We start from the raw sequence: 20,180 nt of genomic DNA, 5'->3' as shown, positions 1-20,180 counted from the left end.
GATCAATTGCGTCCTCAAGATGGCAACATGAACGCCTCTCAGGTTACTGTTCCTCTGTATAACGGATTCACCGGCCTTGCACCCCGGCTTACCAAGGTCACCGAATGGATAAATACACCCCCCACACCTGGCAACCCCACGAGCGGCCGAGCCTGCCTGGCTCGCCGTCGACGCCGCTGCATCCTACGCATAAGCGCTGGCTTTTCGCGCTGGTCGGCGTGCTGGTGGCAATCACCGGCGGCTTGGGTAACGCCCTGGTCATCGCCAACCTGCAATACCTGCAAGGCGCCTTGGGCGCGACCACCGCGGAAATGGCCTGGCTGCCCGCCGCCTATGTAATGACTAACGTGTGCATGAACCTGCTGCTGGTAAAGTTTCGCCAACAGTTCGGCCTGCGCGCGTTTACCGAGGTGTTCCTGGTGCTTTACGCGCTGGTGACCTTCGGCCACTTGTTCGTCAATGACCTCAGTTCGGCGATTGCGGTACGGGCCGCCCATGGCATGGTGGGTGCGGCGCTGAGTTCGTTGGGCTTGTACTACATGATCCAGGCATTCCCGGCCAAGTGGCGTTTGAAAGCTTTGGTGTTGGGGCTGGGTACCGCGCAGTTGGCGCTGCCCCTCGCGCGGCTGTTTTCCGAAGACTTGCTGCAAATTGCCGAATGGCGCGGGCTGTATTTGTTCGAACTGGGCCTGGCGCTGATCTGCCTGGGCTGCGTGTTCCTGCTCAAGCTGCCGCCGGGCGATCGCTTCAAGACCTTTGAAAAACTCGATTTTCTCACCTTCGCCATCCTCGCCAGCGGCGTGGCCTTGCTCTGTGCGGTGCTGTCCCTTGGGCGCATCGACTGGTGGCTGGAAGCGCCGTGGATCGGCGTAGCCTCGGCCTGTTCCCTGGTGCTGATCATGGCGGGGCTCGCCATCGAGCATAACCGCAGCAACCCGATGCTGATGACGCGCTGGCTGGGCAGCGGCGTGATGATCCGCCTGGCGTTGGCGGTGGTGCTGATTCGCATGGTGCTGTCCGAGCAATCCACCGGTGCGGTGGGGTTCATGCAGATGTTGAACATGAGCTACCAGCAGATGCACACCCTGTACGTGGTGATGCTGGCCGGGGCGATTGCCGGGCTGGTGGTCAGCGCGCTGACGATCAACCCGGCGCATTTGCTGATGCCGCTGATCATTTCCCTGGCGCTGATGGCGACAGGTTCGGTGATGGACAGTTTTTCCAGCAACCTCACCCGTCCGCAGAACCTCTATATCAGCCAGTTCCTGCTAGGCTTCGGCGGTACGTTCTTCCTGGGGCCGACCATGGTGCTGGGCACCAAAAACGTACTCACCAACCCGCGCAACCTGGTGAGCTTCTCGGTGATGTTCGGGATCTGCCAGAACCTCGGCGGCCTGATCGGTGCGGCGTTGCTAGGCACCTTCCAGATCGTGCGCGAGAAGTACCATTCGAGCATGATCGTCGAGCACCTGACCCTGATCGACCCGCTTGTGGCGGCGCGTGTGCAGAGTGGTGGCGCGGCCTATGGCAAGATCGTCGCTGACCCGGAACTGCGCAACCTCATGGGCATCCGCAGCCTGGCCACGGCGGCCACCCGCGAGGCGAACGTCATGGCTTACAACGATGTCTTCATGCTGATCGCGATTATCGCGATCCTGACCATGCTGTGGATCTTCACCCGTAGCCTGTGGTTGATGAGCACCACCAAGGCAATTCCTCCTGTTCAACCCAGCGGCGCAACTTCATGACTGAACCTTCAACCACCACCACGACCGCCATCGCCGCCACGCCGGAAGGCAGCACGCCCCCGGGCGCGGTGCCTACCCAATTGCGGCCCTTGCGCGTGCGTATCATCTCGTCCCTGGGCTTTGCCGCCATCGCCATCATCGGTGTGCTGATTGTGCTGTACGCCTGGCAACTGCCGCCGTTCAGCAGCGCGGTGGAAACCACCGAGAACGCTTTGGTGCGTGGGCAGGTGACGATTATCGGCCCGCAGCTCAGCGGCTATGTGTTCGAAGTGCCGGTGCAGGACTTCCAGTACGTCAAGACCGGCGACCTGCTGGTGCGCCTGGATGACCGTATCTACAAGCAACGCCTCGACCAGGCCCTTGCGCAACTGGCGGTGCAGAAGGCCTCGTTGGCCAACGTGGTGCAGCAACGCAACAGCGCCGAAGCGACCATCAAGCTGCGCCAGGCCGCGTTGGTCGACAGCCAGGCCCAGGCACGCAAGAGCACTGCGGATTTGCGCCGCAATGAAGAACTGATCAGCGATGGTTCGGTGTCCAAACGCGAACTGGACGTGACCCGTGCGGCCAACGCGCAGACCATCGCCGCCGTGGCCCAGGCCCAGGCCAGCCTGGAAATCGCCCGCCAAGATTTGCAGACGGTAATCGTCAACCGCGGCTCCCTGGAGGCAGCTGTCGCGAGTGCCGAGGCGGCGGTGGAGTTGGCGCGCATTGACCTGTCTAATACACGCATCACGGCGCCACGGGATGGTCAGCTCGGGCAGATCGGCGTGCGCCTCGGCGCCTACGTCAATTCCGGCGCGCAACTGATGGCGCTGGTGCCCAAGCAGTTGTGGGTGATTGCCAATATGAAAGAAACCCAGATGGACAATGTGCAGGTCGGCCAGCCGGTCACGTTCACCGTGGATGCGCTGAACCACCGCAAATTCCATGGCACGGTGCAGCATATTTCCCCGGCCACTGGTTCCGAGTTCAGCCTGTTGCAGGCGGACAACGCCACCGGCAACTTCGTCAAGATCGCCCAGCGGGTGCCGGTGCGCATCATCGTGGACCCGGACCAGGCCGAGAGTGAGCGCTTGCGGCCGGGGTTGTCGGTGGTGGTGAGTATCGATACAGCAGGGCGCCTGAAAAACAGCCCACCCTGACGTTGACGCATCCTCTGACTGTAGGAGCGAGCTTGCTCGCGAAAAACGTCAACAATAACGCGTGTTTTCTGAATGAACGCGGCGCCTGTGAGTTTTTCGCGAGCAAGCTCGCTCCTACAGTTCAGGCATTTGGAGTGCATTTCAGGTTGAATGCCAGGTGGGTTGACTGGCCTTGCTCCAGCAGCTTCAGGCCAGGCTTGCCCGCCAGGTGATGGGCATTCACCGGATGGCTCACCGGTTCGATGCAGAAAAACTCCAACCCTGGCGGGCAGTACAGCAGGAAGTAATCGGCGCCGCTGGCCTGGCATTCGAGGCGATAGCCAAGCTCCGGTTGTTCGATCACGCAGTGCCCATCCCAGCCGCAAAAGCCGTTGTCCACCAGCCCCTCTGGCAATCCTTTGAGTTGCCGAAAATCCCAGGCCTCGGGAACAGGTTCCAGCCTTGTGGGCAGCTTGGCTGCATCACTCATCCACACTTGCCTAGCCTTTGCCTGCAGCCGCGTACCCGGCCGGCGCGGCAAGTACGGATGCAAGCCCAGCCCATGCCAGGCGGGTTGCTCGGCCAAGTGAGTTACATACAATTGGATATTCAACTCACCGTTGTTCAAGCGAAACCGTTGGCGGGCGTGATAGGCGAAGGGCGTTTCGCAGCGCAGCTCCAACACCACTTCATGTTCTGACTGGCTTGTCACCTGCCATACCTGCTGCCAGGCCGAACCGTGAATCGGAAAAGGGTCAGTGGGGCTATTGGGTGCCAGTGCCAGCCAGCCATCGGGGTTGTCGAAGCCGCCGTGGGCGATGCGGTTGGACCAGGGCGCTAATGGATAGCAGCCCAGCTTGCCCGGCAGCCCGGTATTGATCGCGTGCTTGTCGCTGTGCCGCAATAGCGGTTGCCCGGTGTCGCGTACCGTCCAGTTGACGAGGCTGCCGCCGATGGCGGGGGCGAGCACCAGATGGGTGAATTGATCTGTAAGCTCAATCACGATTGACCTGCCTAGTGAAGTCAAAACAAACACTGAGGATTCAACTGTGGGAGCTGGCTTGCCTGCGATAGCGGTGTATCAGTCACGAATGCGTTCACTGACAGATCGCTATCGCAGGCAAGCCAGCTCCCACATTGGTTTGCCTTTACAGCACCAAGTGGGGCAACCACAGCGACAACGCCGGAACGTAGGTCACCGCAATCAGCACCAAGAACAACACCGCATAAAACGGCAGCAGGGCCTTTACGGTTTTCTCGATGCTGGTCTTGCCCACCGCCGCGCCGACGAACAGCACCGCGCCCACCGGCGGGGTAATCAGGCCGATACCCAGGTTCACCAGCATGATCATGCCGAAGTGGACCGGGTCGACGCCGATGCCCAGGATCACCGGCATCAGGATAGGCGTGAGGATCAGGATCAGCGGCGCCATGTCCATCACCGTGCCGAGCAACAACAGCATGACGTTGATGCACATCAGGATCACGTAGCGGTTGTCCGACAGGGTCAGGAACAGCGTGGTGATCTTCGCCGGGATCTGCATCAGGGTCATGATGTAGCCGAAGCTGGCGGCGAAGGCGATCAGGATCATCACGATGGAAATGGTGCGCACCGTGCGATGCATCAGCTTGGGCAGTTCGCGCCATTTGTAGTCGCGGTAGATGAACATGGTCACGAAGAATGCCCACAACACCGCAATCGCCGCCGACTCGGTGGCGGTGAAGATGCCCGAGAGGATGCCGCCGAGGATGATCACCATGGCCATCAGGCCCCAGAGCGCATCGGCGGCGATCTTCAGCGCCTGCTTCAAGGGGATGACTTCGCCTTTGGGGTAGTCGCGCTTTTTCGCGAAGATCAGGCAGAGCACCATCAGGCACGCGCTCATTAACAGGCCCGGCACCACACCGGCCATGAACAGCGAGGCGATGGAGACGGTGCCGCCTGCCGCCAGGGAGTACAGCACCGAGTTATGGCTGGGCGGCGTCAGCAGCGCCTGCACCGAACCGCTGACGGTCACGGCGGTGGCGAATTCGCGCGGATAACCCCGCCGTTCCATTTCCGGAATCAGCACCGAGCCGACCGAGGCGGTATCGGCCACGGATGAGCCGGAAATCGCGCCAAAAAACGTCGAAGCCATGATGTTGACCAGGGACAACCCGCCACGCACAAAGCCCACCAGCACCCCGGCAAAGGCCACCAGGCGCCGCGACATACCGCCCTCGGCCATGATCGCCCCGGCCAGTACGAAGAACGGAATCGCCATCAGCGAAAACTTGTTCACCCCACCGGCAATCTGAATCATTAGGGCCTGGAACGGGATGTCGATCCACCACGCGCCAATCAGTGCCGACAGCCCCAATGCATAGGCCACCGGCATGCCGATCAGAATCAATACAACAAAGCTGCCCAACAGAATCAATGCGTCCATATCAGGCGGCCCCTTCGTTTTCTTCAACCAGATCGAAACGCACCACCTTGCGGTTGCTCTGATCACCGAGCAGCAGCTTTTCGACCACGAACACCAGGGTCAGCACGCCGCCAATCGGGATCGGCATATAGGTGATGCCTACGCGCAGGGTAGGGATGGCGCTCATGAATTGGTTCCAGGTGGACAGGCACAGCTTGGTGCCCCAAATCGTCATGAACACGCAGATGGTGCCCATCAGCAGTTGCGAGAGGATGCCGACGAGGCGGCGTTGGACAGGCGGCAAGCGGTCAGTGATCATCGCTACCGACATGTGCGCACCGGCACGATAACTGGCAGCGGCGCCGATAAAGGTGAACACCAGCATCAGCAGGATGGCGGTGGGCTCCGGCCAGCTGGAACCGGTGCCGAGGGCGTAGCGGGTGAAGATACCCCAGGGAATGATCAAGGCGACCCCCAGGACGGAAAGACCGGCTACCCAGATGCAGGTCATGTAAAGGCGGTCATTGAAGCGCAGCAGTAAAGTCTTCATGGCGTTCACCGTGACCGGGCGCGTCGATGCCGACCGCGCCAGGCCTTATGCAGGGCAGGGGAGGTTATTGAACCGCGTCGATGCGCTTGATCATGTCCGCATACGGCGCACCGTATTTGGCACGCACCGCCGCAGTGGCCTCATAGAAGGGCTTTTTGTCGACAGTGATGAACTCCACGCCGGCCTTCTTGAGTTTCTCTTCACTGCTGGCGGACTTGGCGTCCCAGAGCACGCGCTCATCAGCCTGGGCGGCCTTGGCGGCGGCCTTGACCATGTCCTGCTGGGCGGGGTCGAGCTTGTTCCAGGTGATTTTCGACATCACGATGGGTTCAGGCAGGATCAGGTGTTCGGTGAGGGTGTAGTACTTGGCGTTCTGGAAGTGGTTGTGTTCCAGCAAGGTCGGCGGGTTGTTTTCCGCGCCGTCGATGACCCCGGTCTGCAGGGCGCTGAAGATCTCGCCGGTGTCCATGGCAATGCCGTTGGCGCCCATGGCGTTGAAGGCTTCGATGAAAATCGGGTTGCCTTGCACGCGGATCTTCATGCCCTTGAGGTCTTCGATCTTGCGCACCGGTTTCTTGGTATAGAGATTGCGCGTGCCGCCATCCATCCAGGCCAGGGCCACCAGGCCGAACTCGGAGTTGGTGATCTTGGCGAGGATCTCGTCGCCAATCTCGCCATCGATGACCTTGCGCATATGCGCCTGGTCGCGGAATACGAACGGCAGGTTGAACACGTTCACGTCCGGCACCACCGGGCCGACGATGCCGAGGCTGACGCGGGTCATTTGCACGGCGCCGACCTGGGCCTGTTCGACCACTTCCTTCTCGGAGCCCAGCACACCGCCGGGGAAATACTTGAAGGTCAGCTCGCCGTTGCTCGCCTTGGTCAGGGCCTTGCCCATGTTTTCTTCTGCGACCACGGTGGGGTAGCCAGCGGGGTGGATGTCGGCGAACTTGATTTCCAGCGCGTGGGCTGCGCTGCTGAGGGTGAAGATTGCAGCGGCGAGCAAGGTGCGTTTGAAGTCCATGGAAGTCACTCCTGTCTTGTTATTGTTGTATTCAAGGCACAGCGATTAAACGATGAAGCGGGGTTCGGGCAGTCCTTGGACGCCGGGGTTGAGGGCGAACACGCCACCAGACAGCGACTGTTCACTCGGGTCGTCGCGGATGGAGGTGACGTACAGAGTGTCCAGGCGGCTGCCACCGAAGGCGCACATGGTGGGTTTTTTCACGGGCACGCTCAGGGAGCGGCCCAGGCGACCGTCCGGGGTGAAACGGTGAACCAACCCGGCGTCGTTGGCGCAGATCCAGTATCCGCCCTCGGCGTCCACGGCTGCACCGTCGGGACGCCCGGGGAAGTCGTTCATATCAATGAACAGGCGGCGATTGGACGGCGTGCCGGTCTCGATGTCGTAGTCGAACGCCCAGACCTTTTGTACCTTCGGGTGCGAATCGGAAGCGTACATCGTGCGACCATCGGGGCTGAAGGCCAGGCCGTTGAGGGTGATGAACCCCTCCAGTAGCGCGTGGGGCGCAGCCCCGGACCCATAGCGATAAAGGACGCCTTCGGCGGCATTCAAGCCCATGTCCAGCACCATGCTGCCGGCCCAGAAACGGCCCTGGCGATCGCAGCGGCCATCGTTCAAACGCATGTCCTTGCGTGAATGCTCGATGCTGGCCAGCGGCACGGTGTCGAGGCTGCCGTCGTGGTGGGGCGTGAGTTGGAAGAAGCCGGTTTGCATGCCAGCGACCCAATTGCCTGCCTGGGTGCGCGCAATACAGGCGAGCATCTCTGGGGCTTTCCACGCCGCCAGATGGCCGGTGGCGGCGTTCCAGCGTTGCAGGCCGCCGTTGGGGATATCTACCCAATACAGGGCGTTTTCTTCGGGCACCCACACCGGGCATTCGCCCACCGCATTGCGGGCATCGACAATCAGTTCAGCAGTCATGGTCATTCCCTTGGGTTGCGGGGCACTCAGTCACCGAACGGCCCCGCCGCGCAGAACGCACCGCCCTGGTAGACCTTGGCCGGGTCATCGGCGGCCACGGGCGGTTGGGCTTCGACCTGGGCGCGGAACACTTCGGAGCTGTCTTTGGGGGCAAAGCCCAGGTGCGCGGCGTAGCGGTTGTCCCACCAGGTGTCGAGGTTGGCCGACATGCCGTACACCACGGTATGGCCGACGTTGGGCGTGTACAGCGCGCGTTCGAGCAGTTGGGTCAGGTCGTCGAAACTCAGCCAGGTGTGCATCATCCGGCGGTTCTGCGGTTGCGGGAACGAGGAGCCGATACGGATGCTCACGGTCTCGATGCCATAACGGTCGAAGTAGAAACTGGCCATGTCTTCGCCGTAGGACTTGGACAGGCCGTAGTAACTGTCCGGGCGGCGCGGGGAATGGGCGTCGAGTTGCACGCCCTGTTTGTAGAAACCAATCACGTGATTGGAACTGGCGAAGATCACCCGCTTGACCCCGTGGCGGCGGGCCGCTTCGTAGATATGGAAAATGCCGCTGATGTTCGCGCCCAGCACCTCTTCGAACGAGCGCTCCACCGAAACGCCGCCAAAGTGCAGGATGGCGTCGACGCCCTCTACCAACTGATGCACGGCGTGTTTGTCGGCCAGGTCGCAGATGTGTACCTCTTCGCGAGCGTCAGTGGCGGGGGCCATTTCAGCGATATCCGAAAGGCGCAGCACCTGGGCATAAGGACGCATGCGTTCACGCAGGACCTTGCCCAGGCCGCCGGCGGCACCAGTGAGCAACAGACGGTTGAAGGGAGCGGGGGTGGTGGTGGTCATGGGCCTTCCAGATTTTTGTTGTAGGTTGTCGTATGACTATGGGGAAATAGTGTTAGGGATTCCTGGTGTTGTCAACGTCCTTCCAGGCACATGAGATCAAAGGTGGGAGCTGGCTTGCCTGCGATAGCGGTGAGTCTGAAAAGGATGTGGTAACTGACCCACCGCTATCGCAGGCAAGCCAGCTCCCACATGGATAGGTGGCACCTTAGAGATCGGATTTGCCTTTGGAACTACAACAACGAAATCGGATAGCTGATAAAAATCCGGTTCTCATCGAACTCGTTATTGCTGAAATCCCGACGCATGGTCGAGTTGCGCCACTTCACATTGAGGTTCTTCAGCGCACCGCTCTGCACCGTGTAGGCCAACTCCGACTCACGCCCCCACTCCTTGCCGTCGGTGATCGCCCCGGTGTGTACATTGCTGCCGCTGATATAGCGGTTCATCAGGGTCAGCCCCGGAACGCCGAGCACCACAAAGTTGAAGTCGTGGCGCACCTGCCAGGACTTTTCCTTGGCGTTGTCGTAGCTGGCGTTGTAGCTGTCGTTGGCCAGAGTGCCGCCGCTGGTGCCGTTGATGCGCATCCAGGCGCTGTCGCCGCTGAGTTTTTGCAGGCCAACATAGAAGGTATGGCCGTTGTATCTGGCCGAGAGCAGGGCGAACAGGGTCTTGTTATCGAGGTCGCCGGCCAGGGCGCTGCCGTCTTCCTTGCCGTTGAAGAACCCGAGGTTGGCGCCCAGGGTCCAGTCTCCCAGCGGCTGGCTGTGGGTGAGGTTGAGGTACTGCTGTTGGTAGATATCAGTCAGTTCGGCGTACCACAGGCCGACCTGGGTACGTTTGTCGTTGAAAGTGTATTCGCCGCCGCCGAAGTTGAAACGGTCCGAAGTGAACGCGGCTTTGCCGTTCATGAACATGTCTTCCATGCTCGCGTCGTTGCGTGGGCTGTTGCCCCGAAACTGGCCACCGTAGAGCGTCAGGCCGGCGATTTCATTGGAGGTGACCTGGCCGCCACGAAAGGTCTGGGGCAGGGAGCGGCCATCATCGGAACGCAAGATCGGCAGCACCGGCATCCATTCACCAACTTTCAACTCGGTCTTCGACAGCCTGGTCTTCAGCGCGGCACCCAGGCGCCCGAAATTGTCGGCGGGGCGGCCATCGTCATGCACCGGCAACAGTTGGGTGCCGGCGGTGCCTTTGCCGCCATCAAGCTTTTGCGAATACAGGCCCAGCACGTCAATCCCGAAACCGACCGTGCCCTGGGTAAAGCCGGACTTGGCATCAAGGATAAAATTCTGCGTCCACTCTTCGGCCTTGCCCTGGGGGTTGGTCGGGTTGGTGAAGTTGCGATTGAAGTAGGCATTACGCAGGTTGAGCGTGGCCTTGGCGTCGTCGATAAAGCCTTCGGCGTTGGCACCCAGCGGCAGGGTGACGGCCAGGCTGCCGAGACCGAGAAGGCCCAGGCGAGTGCAGGAATGACGGGCGGATTGACTCACAGTGAGGCTCCCTTTGTTTTGTTGTTTTTATTATTTGTTATACGTTGTCGTACAACATTGAGCGCGATATTTGCGAGGTTTTGAGGGCGTGTCAAGCAGAAGTTATATGATGACTTGGGTGAAACGATTCAACGCAGCGGCACGGTCGCCCCCTGTAGGAGCGAGCTTGCTCGCGAAAAAACGTCAACGATAACGCGTGCTTCCTGAATGAACGCGGCGCCTGTGAGTTTTTCGCGAGCAAGCTCGCTCCTACATGGATTGCATTGCAACGCAGGTTTCAGCCAGCCATGACCATCGGCGGCAGGGTGCCAAGCAGGGAAACCGCAGCCACTGCTGCAATGCCCAACAGCCACTCCATCATCACACTGGCTCTCAAACTGCCCAGGCGTTGTTCGCAGCGCTTGATACGCAACCGGTTCAACAGCGCCAACCCCAGCATGCCCAGCACCAGCCCCACCTTGATCAGCAGGATCAAGGCGAAGCCCTCGAACAGCGGCGTGGGCCACAGTTGCCCGGTGAGCACGCGCACGTTGATCAGACCGGTTACCAGCAGGCCGCCGACCAAGCCATATCCCACACCACTGAAGCGACGCAGAATCGGCTCCAGGTGGTGGTCTTGCGCCTGCCGGAGGATCAGCACCAACACCAGCAACCCACCGAGCCAGGCCCCAACGCACAGCAGGTGCACTACCTGGTTAAGGATCAGCAACCGCCCACTCAGCCCATCGAGCATGGCGCCATGGCCTACGGGGGCCAGGGTCGCCAGCAGCAGGGCGAGCAGCGGCAAGCGCAAGGCCGGCCAGGGCTTGATCAGCACGATCACCAGCAGCAGGTTCAGCAGCAGATGCCAGGCCCATACCTGGCCAAAAAAGGTCTTGCCCAGCACCAACTGCACCGTGGCCGGTTGCAGCGCCGACTCCCAACTGCCGGCCATGCTGGCGGTGATCAACAGCAACCACACAACCCCGGTGAACAGCCCCAAGCCGGCCAGGCCACGGGTGATGCGCAGCAATTGCCGGTCCAGTGTCGGCTGCACGACGTGAGCGCCGAGCAGCCAGGGCCTGAACACCCAGGCCCCGAACATCAGCAACACGACGCAAAAGTGCAGGAAGCGGCACAGCACCAGCAGGGTTGCCATGGGTTATTGGCCGACCTTGAAGCTGTAAGTGCCTTCGCTTTTGTGAGTGTCGACGGACACCGCATGCCATTCGACCTTATACGTGCCGCTTGCCAGCGGAGCGGCAGGCGTGACCACCAGTGTCTTCTTGTCGGCGTCCGGAGTTTCCAGGCCCTTGATGGCGATTTCGGTGCCGTCCTTGCTCAGGGAGACCTTGGTGAAGGTGGCTTCGACGCCTTCGCTGAAGGTCAGGCGCAGGTCTTTGGGTGCGGCGACTTTGCTGTCAGCCGCAGGCTCCGCGCTCTTGAGGTGGGCGTGGGCAAACGCCGTGGAGGCGCCCAGCAGGGCAGTGAACAGGACAGCAGCGGTCAGGGACTTCTTGAGCAACATTGTTCAATACCGATCAGAGGATAGGAGCCGGCAGTGTACGAAGTTTCGGCTTGGCCTGTCGCCCCGATCTAGAGCCGGTGGTAGTCTTTAGGCCGTGTTGTTGTCAGGGAGCCCTTATGGGCAATCACAAGATCGGAATTCGTCGGGTCAACGTCGAGAAAATCCTGCTGGCGGCGGAGAAGGTCTTCGCCAACAAAGGCTATGGCAGCACCGCCATGGCAGACATCGCCGAAGAAGCGCAACTGCCGCGCTCCAACCTGCATTACTACTTCACCACCAAAAGCGAGCTGTACAGCGCGGTGCTGTTCGACCTGCTGGAGTTGTGGAAGCAGGACGCCCTGAGCTTTGAAACCTTCGACGACCCTCGGGTGGTGCTCAGCAGCTACATCCGCGCCAAGATGCAGCGATCGCGCATGCGCCCGTATGGCTCCAAGGTCTGGGCCAATGAAATCATCCACGGCGCGCCCACACTCGGCGAGGCCCTGGATGAAAGCCTGTACGACTGGGCCAAGATGAAGGAAGCGAAGATTCGCCAATGGGTGCAAGACAAACGCATCCTGCCGGTGGAGCCCTCGAGCTTGCTGTACATGATCTGGGCCTCGACCCAGCACTATGCCGACTTCGACCACCAGGTGAAGATTCTGAATGATCACCAGCCGTTGTCGGACAGGCAGTTCGAGAAGGCCATTCAGACAGTGACCAGTGTGATTTTGCGCGGGATTGGTTTGGAGCCTTGAGCTGATCGTTCCCACGCGGAGCGTGGGAACGAGGGGCTAGGGTTACACCGCTTCCCGGTAAGGATTGCGCGGGTCCTGCGTCCAGTTCAAAAACGGCTTGCCGGTATCGATCGGCACCATCTCGATGCAGTCGGCCACCGGGCAGGTGATCTGGCACAGGTTGCAGCCCACGCACTCATCGTCGATCACCTCATACAGATGCGTGCCATCGGCCTGCTTCAAGCTGGCAATGGCCTGGTGCGAGGTGTCCTCGCAGGCAATATGGCAACGACCACAGCCAATGCACGCCTCTTGGTCTATCTTGGCGATGACCTGATAGTTGATGTCCAGGTACTTCCAATCCGTGGTGTTGCCCACCGCCCGCCCGGAAAACGCCTGCAGGTTGGCATGGCCTTGGGTGTCCATCCAGCGCGACAAGCCATCCTTCATTTCTTCAACGATGCGAAACCCATGCAGCATCGCCGCCGTGCACACCTGCACCGCGCCGCAGCCCAGGGCGACGAATTCCGCGGCGTCGCGCCAGGTGCCGATACCGCCGATGCCGCAGATCGGCAGGCCGTTGGTCTGTGGGTCACGGGCGATTTCGGCGACCATGTTCAACGCAATCGGCTTGACCGCCGAGCCGCAGTAACCACCATGGGTGCTCTGGGTACCGACCACTGGCAGGGCGACCATGCGCTCCAGGTCCACGCTGGTGATGGAGTTGATGGTGTTGATCAGCGACACCGCATCGGCGCCGCCGCGATAGGCCGCCCGCGCCGCCACGCGGATGTCGGTGATGTTCGGCGTGAGCTTGACGATCACCGGCAGCGAACAATACGTCTTGCACCAGCGCGTCACTTGCTCCACGTACTCCGGCACCTGGCCGACGGCGGCGCCCATGCCCCGTTCGGGCATGCCATGAGGGCAGCCGAAGTTCAGTTCGATGCCGTCGCAGCCGGTCGCCTCCACCAAGGGCAGGATGTTTTTCCAGGACGCTTCGACACAAGGCACCATGAGCGAGACGATCAGTGCGCGGTCCGGCCAGTCCTTTTTCACCTGGGTGATTTCCCGTAGGTTGATCTCCAGGGAACGGTCGGTGATCAGTTCGATATTGTTGATGCCCAGCACTTCGCGGTTGGCGCCATAGTGCGCGGAGTAACGCGACGACACGTTCACCGCCGCCGGGTCTTCCCCCAGGGTTTTCCACACGACGCCACCCCAGCCGGCCTCGAAGGCGCGCACCACGTTGTAGGCTTTGTCGGTGGGCGGCGCGGAGGCCAGCCAGAACGGATTGGGCGCTTTGATACCGGCGAATACAATCGAGAGATCGGCCATTACGCAGCCTCCACAGTCAGCATGAGTTGGGCATGCATGGCTTCGGCGGCCCGCTTGCCATGTTGTACCGCCTGAACGGTGAGGTCCTGGCCGAGGCTGACGCAATCGCCGCCGGCATACACCCCTGGGATGCTGGTGCGCAGTTGCTCATCGACGAAGATGCGCTCGCCGACGCGATGCAGTTGCTGGGCCAGCGGATCGTGCAGGGCGTCGTTGTCGAAGCCTTGCCCGATCGCCTTGAAGATCGCGTCGGCGGCCAGTTCGAAGGTTTCCCCGGTAGGCAGCAGGCGACCGTTTTCCAGGCAGGTGCGGGCAAAGCGCATGCCGCGTACGCGGCCTTGGTCATCGAGCAGGACCTCGTCGGGTTGCGCCCAGGTCAACAGCCGTACTTGATTGGCCTTGGCGATGTCCTGTTCGTGGTGGGTTGCGCCCATGTCGGCCAGGCCACGGCGGTATACCAGGTTGACATCGCGGGCACCGAGGCGGGCCATCTGCACGGCCATGTCGATGGCGGTGTTGCCGGCGCCGAGCACGATGCAGCGGTCGGCCAGGGGCAGTTGGCTGAGGTCATCGGCCTGGCGCAGTTCGTGGATATAGTCGGTGGCGGCGAGCAGGCCGGGGGCGTCCTCAAAGGGCAGGCCCAGCTGTTTGCTGGCAGCGAGACCCAGGCCGAGGAACACCGAATCGAATTGCTGGTGCAGTTCGCTCAAGGTCAGGTTGTCGCCCAGGCGCTGGCCGTGGCGAACCTCGATGCCGCCAATCTGCAGGAGGAAATCCAGTTCCTTCTGGGCGAAGTCGTCCACCAGTTTGTATTTGGCGATTCCGTATTCATTCAGTCCGCCGGCTTTTTCCCGCGCTTCGAAAATCACCACGTCATGACCGTGCAAGGCGGCGCGGTGAGCGCAGGCCAAACCGGCAGGCCCGGCACCGACCACGGCGATGCGCTTGCCAGTGGGCGCGGCGCGTTGGAACGGGTGTTCGCTGAAGTGCGCGTTGTCGATGGCATAGCGTTGCAACAGGCCGATCAGCACGGGGGCGCATTCTTCGGCGTTATTGCGTACGCAGGCTTGCTGGCAGAGGATTTCCGTCGGGCACACCCGTGCGCAACTGCCACCGAGGATGTTGGCCGAGAGGATTTTCTGCGCGGCCCCTTGCACGTTCTCGGTGTGGATATTGCGAATGAACGAAGGGATGTCGATCTCGCTGGGGCACGCATTCACACAAGGCGCGTCGTAGCAGTACAGGCAGCGCGAGGCTTCCAGTTGGGCCTGGCGGGCGTTGAGGGGCGGTGCCAGGTCGGTGAACTGGCTGGCGAGGGTGGCCCCGTCTTCGCGGGGGTGGGGGAGGTGGGTCAGGGTCTGGATCACGGTGTTGGCCTCACGGTTATTGAGGTGCTGCCTCTGATGGGCGATCGTTCCCACGCTCTGCGTGGGAAAGCCTCACTGGACGCTCCGCGTCCGCTTTTTTTGGACTCAGCGGTTCACGGCCACTGGCTTGCAAAGCGCTGCCCGCTTGCTCAACTGCTCGAACACCGAGGGATACGCCGGCCGCTGCACATACCGCCCGGCCCCTCGCTCGGCGCGCAGGTCACCATCGGCCCACACCAGCTTGCCCTGGCTGATGGTGTGGCTGGGCACGCCGCGCACGGTCTTGCCTTCGAAGATGTTGAAGTCCACCTGCTGATGGTGGGTCTTGGCGGAAATGGTCCGCGTGCCCTCGGGGTCCCATAGCACCAGGTCGGCATCGGCGCCTACGCGTATCGCGCCTTTGCGCGGGTAGAGGTTGAAGATCTTCGCGGTGTTGGTGGAGGTCAGCGCGACAAATTCCTGCATCGACAAACGCCCGGTATTGACGCCTTCATGCCACAGCAGCGCCATGCGGTCTTCAATGCCGGCGGTACCGTTGGGGATCTTGCTGAAGTCGTCACGCCCGGCGGCTTTTTGCTCGGCGCAGAAACAGCAGTGATCGGTGGCGGTGGTGTGCAGGTTGCCCGCTTGCAGGCCGTGCCACAGCGCCTCTTGGTGCCCGCGTGGGCGGAATGGCGGGCTCATCACATAGCCGGCGGCGGTCTGCCAGTCGGGGTGCTGGTACACGCTGTCATCGAGCAACAGGTGGCCGGCGAGCACCTCACCGTACACCGCCTGGCCCTTGCCACGGGCATAAGTGATTTCATCCAGGGCTTCCTTTGTCGACACATGCACCAGGTACAGCGGCGTGCCGATGGTCTCGGCAATCCGGATGGCACGGCTGGCCGCTTCGCCTTCCACCTGGGACGGGCGCGACAGCGGATGGGCCTCCGGCCCGGTGATACCCTGGGCCATCAGCTTGCGTTGCAGGTGGTACACCAGCTCGCCATTTTCGGCATGCACCGTGGGCACCGCGCCGAGTTCCAGGCAGCGTTCGAAACTGGCGACCAAGGTGTCATCGGCAGCCATGATCGCGTTCTTGTAGGCCATGAAATGCTTGAAGCTGTTGATGCCGTGATGGCTGACCAGCTCGGCCATTTCCTCGCGTACCTGCTCGCTCCACCAAGTGATCGCTACATGAAACCCGTAGTCGGCGGCAGACTTTTCGGCCCAGCCGCGCCACTGGTGGAAAGCTTCCATCAGCGATTGCTGTGGGTTGGGAATCACGAAGTCGATGATCGACGTGGTACCACCGGCCAAGCCTGCCGCCGTGCCACTGAAAAAGTCTTCACTGGCCACGGTGCCCATGAAGGGCAGTTGCATATGGGTATGGGGGTCAATGCCGCCTGGCATCAAGTATTGGCCGCTGCCATCGAGTATTTCGCAGCCTGTGGGAATATCCAGATTCGTGCCAATGGCGCGAATGAGACCCTCTGCGCATAACACATCGGCGCGGTAACTTTCATCATGGGTAATAACGGTGGCGCCACGGATCAACAGCGACATGTCGAGTTCCTCACAGGCTTGACCGGCTTGTGCCAGTTCTAAGTGTTGTAATGCTGCGTACCGAGGGTCGGTTAATTCCTGTCATCGGTGACAGGAATAGAAACTAGCCCGAGTTTTTCGAATGAGCAAGAAGATTTTTATCAAGCCTTTAATGTTTTTGTCTAATTGATTTATAAGTTAAAAATACTATTTTCACCAAAATGAAGCACGCCCACCCTGTTTTGACGCACTTGACAGGTTCTTGATCTGTTCAATATTTCTTATTGCAAATCAGGCGCTTGAGATATGCCGCTTGACGGCGTCGAGAAATAAAAATAATTGTGATGCACCAGTTTGAGACCTGCAGGTTCTGGCAACTTGCGTATTGTTTAGCCTGACGCGTGCGGCAAGTAGCGCAGGCTCAATTGGAAAGCTGATAAACATCAGCAAGTTATACAAGCGGTGCGGGTTCAGAGGCGGTTGTCGGCACGGTTATTGAGTGCACGGGCAGTTGGCCGGAACCCTGGATGTCATGTTGTTGATGCGGTACTCCGGCCACCTGAACCTAGCGTGCAGGTGAGCAACAATAATTTTAAAAAAACCGTGGAGCGGCCATGCAACAGAACAGATCGCAAGTCATCGAGCGCAACGGCCTGTACGAACTCGACGCCGGCCCCGACGTCCTCGACAGCCCTCGCTACAACCACGATATGGCACCTACCAAAGTGCACGAGCGCACCTGGAACAAATGGCACATCACCGCGCTGTGGGTCGGCATGTCGATCTGCGTGCCCACCTACACCCTAGGCGGGGTGCTCACGGCGTATTTCGGGCTGTCGGTGGGGGAGGCGCTGATGGCGATCCTACTGGCCAATATCGTGGTGTTGATCCCGCTGACCCTCAACGCGTTTCCCGGCACCAAGTACGGCATTCCGTTTCCGGTGCTGTTGCGTTCGTCCTTTGGCATCCTCGGTTCCAACGTACCGTGCCTGATCCGCGCGCTGGTGGCCTGCGGCTGGTTTGGTATCCAGACGATGTTCGGCGGGCTGGCGATCCACCTGTTCCTGGGTTCGATTTTCGACGGCTGGAAAGCCCTCGGCGGTACCGGTGAGGTGATCGGTTTCATGCTGTTCTGGTGCTTGAACCTGTGGGTGGTGCTGCGCGGCGCCGAGTCGATCAAGCGCCTGGAAACCTTGTCGGCGCCGCTGTTGGTCGCCGTAGGAGTTGGTCTGCTGGTATGGGCGATGCCGAACGTGTCCCTCAGCGAGCTGATGGCTATTCCACCCAAGCGCCCCGAAGGCGCCAGCCTCACCGGTTACTTCATGGCGGGGCTTACGGCGATGGTGGGCTTCTGGGCCACCTTGTCACTGAACATTCCCGACTTCAGCCGCTACGCCAACAGCCAGAAAGACCAGATTCTGGGGCAGATCTTCGGCTTGCCGCTGACCATGTTCCTGTTCGCCGCCCTCGGCGTGGTCATGACCGCCGCCTCGGTGAAACTGGTGGGGGTGAGCGTCTCCGATCCGGTGAGCCTGATTGGTCATATCCAGAGCCCGGTGTGGGTGGCCATCGCCATGGCGCTGATCATCGTCGCCACCTTGTCCACCAACACTGCGGCGAACATCGTCTCGCCCACCAACGACTTCCAGAACATCGCGCCCAAGCTGATCAACCGCACTACGGCGGTGATCCTCACCGGCCTGGTAGGGCTGGCGCTGATGGCCCACGAACTGCTGAAAAAACTCGGGCTGATTGTCTCGGACGTCAGCCTGGAAACCGTGTATTCCAATTGGCTGCTGGGCTATTCAAGCCTGCTGGGGCCGATTGCCGGGATCATGGTGGTGGACTATTTCATCACCCGCAGACAACAGTTGGACCTGGCCGGCCTGTACCGCGACGACGTGTACCCGGCCTGGAACTGGAGCGGCTTTATCGCCTTTGGCGTACCGGTGGTGCTGACGCTGCTGTCGCTGGGCAGCGATGCGTTCAGCTGGTTCTACAGCTACGGCTGGTTCACCGGCTCGGCGTTGGGCGGGGTGTTGTATTACGGGCTCAATGCCAAGCGCGCTAGCACTCCACTCACCGCCAAATCCCCGTTGTAAACACGGTTCAGGTGGGAGCTGGCTTGCCTGCGATAGCGGACTATCAGTTAAAGCCGTGTCGGCTGACACACCGCTATCGCAGGCAAGCCAGCTCCCACAGTTGACCGCGTTAATTCATAAGAACCTGTAGCCTGAGGAGACCCCCATGAACGCTGCCCTCGACGTTCTGCAATCGACCCATCAGCACATCAACCGTGACCGTCTGTGGCAGTCGCTGATGGACCTGGCCAAACTCGGCGCCACCCCCAAAGGCGGAGTGTGTCGCCTGGCCCTTACCGACCTCGACCGCAAGGCTCGCGATCTCTTCGTGCAGTGGTGTGAAGCGGCGGGTTGCACCGTGACCATCGACGGCATCGGCAATATCTTTGCGCGCCGTCCCGGCCGCAATCCCGACCTGCCACCGGTGATGACCGGCAGCCATATCGACACCCAGCCCACCGGCGGCAAGTTCGACGGTTGCTTCGGCGTGCTGGCCGGTGTGGAAGTGCTGCGCACCCTTAACGACCTGAATGTGGAAACCGAGGCGCCGCTGGAAGTGGTGGTATGGACCAACGAAGAAGGCTCGCGTTTCCCGCCGTGCATGATGGGCTCAGGGGTGTTTGCCGAGAAGTTCAGCCTCGCCGATACTCTGGCCAAGGTCGATACGGACGGCGTCAGCGTGGGGGAGGCGTTGAACGCGATTGGTTATGCCGGAACACGGTCGGTCAGCGGGCATAAGGTCGGCGCGTATTTCGAGGCCCATATCGAACAAGGGCCGATTCTGGAGGATGAACACAAAACCATCGGCGTGGTGCTCGGCGCCCTCGGGCAAAAGTGGTTTGACCTGAAGCTGCGCGGTGTTGAAGCCCATGCCGGCCCTACACCCATGCACTTGCGCAAGGATGCCCTGGTAGGCGCGGCAGCGGTGGTGGCCGCCGTGAACGCTGCGGCCTTGGCGCACCAGCCCCATGCATGCGGCACGGTGGGGTGCCTGCAAGCGTATCCGGGATCGCGCAACGTGATTCCCGGTGAGGTGCGCATGACCCTGGATTTTCGTCATCTGGAACCGGCACGGCTGGACTCGATGATTGCCCAGGTGCGTCAGGTGATCGAGGACACCTGCGCCAAACATGGCTTGAGTTTCGACATGCAGCCCACGGCGGACTTCCCGCCGCTGTACTTCGACAAAGGCTGCGTGGAGGCGGTGCGCGATGCCGCCAATGGCTTGGGCTTGTCGAACATGGACATCGTCAGCGGGGCAGGGCACGACGCGATTTTCGTGGCTGAGCTTGGCCCGGCGGGGATGATCTTTGTACCGTGTGAAGGCGGCATCAGCCACAACGAAATCGAAAATGCCGCGCCGGATGACCTGGCGGCAGGGTGTGCGGTGTTGTTGCGCGCGATGGTGGCCGCTTCAGCGGCCATTGCCAGCGGCCAGCTCGCGGCCTGATCGTTCCCACGCTCCGCGTGGGAATGCACCCTGTGACGCTCCGCGTCACGATTTTAGAGGCAGACGCAGAGCGTCCTGAGCGGC

Annotated in this window: 17 protein-coding genes; 5 read left to right on the top strand and 12 right to left on the bottom strand. The window is 61.0% G+C overall.

Features of this window, described 5'->3' with window-relative positions; translation table 11 throughout:
- Nucleotides 1-104 precede the first annotated feature (104 nt).
- Together OC445_RS16620 and OC445_RS16615 are read left to right on the top strand one after the other, a co-directional pair.
- Nucleotides 105-1,748 carry an MFS transporter gene (locus tag OC445_RS16620; RefSeq protein WP_072446134.1) on the top strand — a complete coding sequence of 548 codons (1,644 nt, stop codon included), beginning with the start codon at nt 105-107 and terminating at the stop codon, nt 1,746-1,748.
- Nucleotides 1,745-2,890, top strand: coding sequence for an HlyD family secretion protein (locus OC445_RS16615; protein ID WP_054917397.1), 1,146 nt, complete (start codon nt 1,745-1,747; stop codon nt 2,888-2,890). The genes OC445_RS16620 and OC445_RS16615 overlap by 4 nt, the downstream gene beginning before the upstream one ends.
- Nucleotides 2,891-3,011: 121 nt before the next feature.
- On the opposite strand, the gene OC445_RS16610 is transcribed toward OC445_RS16615, so the two are convergent.
- The 9 genes from OC445_RS16610 to copC all read right to left on the bottom strand — a co-directional run bounded on the left by OC445_RS16610 (nt 3,012) and on the right by copC (nt 11,620).
- On the bottom strand, nt 3,012-3,872 hold the full coding sequence (locus tag OC445_RS16610; RefSeq protein ID WP_127880748.1) for an aldose 1-epimerase: 861 nt from the start codon (nt 3,870-3,872) through the stop codon (nt 3,012-3,014).
- 145 nt (nt 3,873-4,017) lie between these two features.
- Nucleotides 4,018-5,298 carry a TRAP transporter large permease gene (locus OC445_RS16605; protein ID WP_032903436.1) on the bottom strand — a complete coding sequence of 427 codons (1,281 nt, stop codon included), beginning with the start codon at nt 5,296-5,298 and terminating at the stop codon, nt 4,018-4,020.
- 1 nt (nt 5,299) lies between these two features.
- Entirely contained in the window at nt 5,300-5,827 is a 528-nt protein-coding gene (locus tag OC445_RS16600) for a TRAP transporter small permease (RefSeq protein WP_054898249.1), read from the bottom strand.
- A 64-nt stretch (nt 5,828-5,891) separates the two neighbouring features.
- Nucleotides 5,892-6,854 (bottom strand): TRAP transporter substrate-binding protein, encoded by a 963-nt coding sequence (locus OC445_RS16595; protein WP_003192291.1) that lies wholly within the window; start codon nt 6,852-6,854, stop codon nt 5,892-5,894.
- Nucleotides 6,855-6,899: 45 nt separating this feature from the next.
- Nucleotides 6,900-7,775, bottom strand: coding sequence for an SMP-30/gluconolactonase/LRE family protein (locus OC445_RS16590; protein ID WP_198790566.1), 876 nt, complete (start codon nt 7,773-7,775; stop codon nt 6,900-6,902).
- A 26-nt stretch (nt 7,776-7,801) separates the two neighbouring features.
- A complete protein-coding gene (locus tag OC445_RS16585; protein ID WP_198790565.1) occupies nt 7,802-8,620 on the bottom strand; it encodes an NAD-dependent epimerase/dehydratase family protein in 819 nt (272 codons plus the stop codon).
- A gap of 230 nt (nt 8,621-8,850) precedes the next feature.
- Nucleotides 8,851-10,113, bottom strand: a complete 1,263-nt coding sequence (locus OC445_RS16580) for an OprD family porin (RefSeq protein WP_262020221.1) — start codon at nt 10,111-10,113, stop codon at nt 8,851-8,853.
- A gap of 277 nt (nt 10,114-10,390) precedes the next feature.
- Nucleotides 10,391-11,251: a copper homeostasis membrane protein CopD gene (gene copD / locus OC445_RS16575; RefSeq protein WP_262020220.1), complete on the bottom strand. Its 861-nt coding sequence runs from the start codon at nt 11,249-11,251 to the stop codon at nt 10,391-10,393.
- A 3-nt stretch (nt 11,252-11,254) separates the two neighbouring features.
- A complete protein-coding gene (gene copC / locus OC445_RS16570; RefSeq protein WP_197865546.1) occupies nt 11,255-11,620 on the bottom strand; it encodes a copper homeostasis periplasmic binding protein CopC in 366 nt (121 codons plus the stop codon).
- A gap of 116 nt (nt 11,621-11,736) precedes the next feature.
- Here copC and OC445_RS16565 point away from each other — a divergent pair, with 116 nt between their 5' ends.
- Nucleotides 11,737-12,357 (top strand): TetR/AcrR family transcriptional regulator, encoded by a 621-nt coding sequence (locus tag OC445_RS16565; RefSeq protein ID WP_198790562.1) that lies wholly within the window; start codon nt 11,737-11,739, stop codon nt 12,355-12,357.
- A 42-nt stretch (nt 12,358-12,399) separates the two neighbouring features.
- On the opposite strand, the gene preA is transcribed toward OC445_RS16565, so the two are convergent.
- From preA to hydA, 3 genes are all read right to left on the bottom strand, one after another.
- On the bottom strand, nt 12,400-13,674 hold the full coding sequence (preA, locus tag OC445_RS16560) for an NAD-dependent dihydropyrimidine dehydrogenase subunit PreA (protein WP_198790561.1): 1,275 nt from the start codon (nt 13,672-13,674) through the stop codon (nt 12,400-12,402).
- A complete protein-coding gene (locus tag OC445_RS16555; protein ID WP_198790560.1) occupies nt 13,674-15,041 on the bottom strand; it encodes an NAD(P)-dependent oxidoreductase in 1,368 nt (455 codons plus the stop codon). The genes preA and OC445_RS16555 overlap by 1 nt, the downstream gene beginning before the upstream one ends.
- A gap of 105 nt (nt 15,042-15,146) precedes the next feature.
- A complete protein-coding gene (gene hydA / locus OC445_RS16550; protein ID WP_060765159.1) occupies nt 15,147-16,586 on the bottom strand; it encodes a dihydropyrimidinase in 1,440 nt (479 codons plus the stop codon).
- 593 nt (nt 16,587-17,179) lie between these two features.
- Between hydA and OC445_RS16545 the strand changes: the two genes are divergently transcribed.
- Together OC445_RS16545 and OC445_RS16540 are read left to right on the top strand one after the other, a co-directional pair.
- Nucleotides 17,180-18,667: an NCS1 family nucleobase:cation symporter-1 gene (locus OC445_RS16545; RefSeq protein WP_181125305.1), complete on the top strand. Its 1,488-nt coding sequence runs from the start codon at nt 17,180-17,182 to the stop codon at nt 18,665-18,667.
- A gap of 145 nt (nt 18,668-18,812) precedes the next feature.
- The gene (locus OC445_RS16540) at nt 18,813-20,096 is read left to right on the top strand and encodes a Zn-dependent hydrolase (RefSeq protein WP_198790559.1); all 1,284 of its coding nucleotides are present in this window, start codon (nt 18,813-18,815) and stop codon (nt 20,094-20,096) included.
- Nucleotides 20,097-20,180: the final 84 nt, after the last annotated feature.

This window comes from Pseudomonas sp. Pse35, from assembly GCF_024519715.1.
In the GTDB taxonomy this organism is placed as follows: Bacteria; Pseudomonadota; Gammaproteobacteria; order Pseudomonadales; family Pseudomonadaceae; genus Aquipseudomonas; species Aquipseudomonas paracarnis.
The sequence above is the reverse complement of the archived record's forward strand: the minus strand, read 5'-3'. Positions and strand labels throughout refer to the sequence as shown.

Coding starts and splice junctions, on each gene's coding strand:
- OC445_RS16620 (WP_072446134.1), top strand. CDS start 105: ATGGATAAATACACCCCCCACACCTGGCAACCCCACGAGCGGCCGAGC.
- OC445_RS16615 (WP_054917397.1), top strand. CDS start 1,745: ATGACTGAACCTTCAACCACCACCACGACCGCCATCGCCGCCACGCCG.
- OC445_RS16605 (WP_032903436.1), bottom strand. CDS start 5,298: ATGGACGCATTGATTCTGTTGGGCAGCTTTGTTGTATTGATTCTGATC.
- OC445_RS16600 (WP_054898249.1), bottom strand. CDS start 5,827: ATGAAGACTTTACTGCTGCGCTTCAATGACCGCCTTTACATGACCTGC.
- OC445_RS16595 (WP_003192291.1), bottom strand. CDS start 6,854: ATGGACTTCAAACGCACCTTGCTCGCCGCTGCAATCTTCACCCTCAGC.
- OC445_RS16590 (WP_198790566.1), bottom strand. CDS start 7,775: ATGACTGCTGAACTGATTGTCGATGCCCGCAATGCGGTGGGCGAATGC.
- OC445_RS16585 (WP_198790565.1), bottom strand. CDS start 8,620: ATGACCACCACCACCCCCGCTCCCTTCAACCGTCTGTTGCTCACTGGT.
- copD (WP_262020220.1), bottom strand. CDS start 11,251: ATGGCAACCCTGCTGGTGCTGTGCCGCTTCCTGCACTTTTGCGTCGTG.
- copC (WP_197865546.1), bottom strand. CDS start 11,620: ATGTTGCTCAAGAAGTCCCTGACCGCTGCTGTCCTGTTCACTGCCCTG.
- OC445_RS16565 (WP_198790562.1), top strand. CDS start 11,737: ATGGGCAATCACAAGATCGGAATTCGTCGGGTCAACGTCGAGAAAATC.
- preA (WP_198790561.1), bottom strand. CDS start 13,674: ATGGCCGATCTCTCGATTGTATTCGCCGGTATCAAAGCGCCCAATCCG.
- hydA (WP_060765159.1), bottom strand. CDS start 16,586: ATGTCGCTGTTGATCCGTGGCGCCACCGTTATTACCCATGATGAAAGT.
- OC445_RS16545 (WP_181125305.1), top strand. CDS start 17,180: ATGCAACAGAACAGATCGCAAGTCATCGAGCGCAACGGCCTGTACGAA.
- OC445_RS16540 (WP_198790559.1), top strand. CDS start 18,813: ATGAACGCTGCCCTCGACGTTCTGCAATCGACCCATCAGCACATCAAC.